Genomic DNA, 667 nt, shown 5'->3' on the forward strand with positions numbered 1-667 from the left:
ACCTGATTGATGCGCTCCCGATTTCGATGTCGACTTACCAATATTGGCAGTCCAAGTTTGAACACCCTGATGAGGACGAAGAAGAACTCAAAGCGGTGATCAAAGGACTCTTTAACTACTATGAAGCCGAATATGGAGTACGTCGGTTAAGTTCCCAGGTTCGTGATTATTACCGGATAATTGGTAAACAAGTCCCTAACCATAAGCGCATTCAACGTTTAATGCATGAAATGGGGCTCAAGTGTACTAAATATAATCGACGAGTTCGTAAATACGACTCATCTAAAGGTCCTAATGGTAAGAAAGCTAAAAATAAGCTCAATCGACGCTTTATGAGTAATCGGAAGTATCAGAAAATGGTTTGTGATATTACCGAGTTCAAGGCGAAAAATGGGCAGAAAGTCTATCTGGAAATCATTAAAGATCTGGCAACTAAACAAGTCCTTACTTGGGCAATCAGTGAACATCCAAACCTGCGGTTTGCTTTAACACCACTACAAGAATTACTTAAACAACTACCACAAACTGGCTATCAAATTACTTTACATACTGACCAAGGATGGCATTACCAACATCGTGCTTGGCGTAAACTGTTGCGCAAAGGAAAGATCAGACAAAGCATGTCCCATCGAGCAACATGCTTAGATAACGCCGCTTGCGAAACAGT

The 667-nt window shown here is 41.1% G+C and carries 1 protein-coding gene; it reads left to right on the forward strand.

Features of this window, described 5'->3' with window-relative positions; translation table 11 throughout:
• Positions 1-667 (forward strand): IS3 family transposase (locus tag H5975_RS08395; protein ID WP_204785633.1); only part of this gene is annotated, 667 nt, incomplete at both ends.

Origin of the sequence: Limosilactobacillus coleohominis (assembly GCF_016901675.1) — a bacterium.
GTDB lineage: Bacteria > Bacillota > Bacilli > Lactobacillales > Lactobacillaceae > Limosilactobacillus > Limosilactobacillus intestinavium.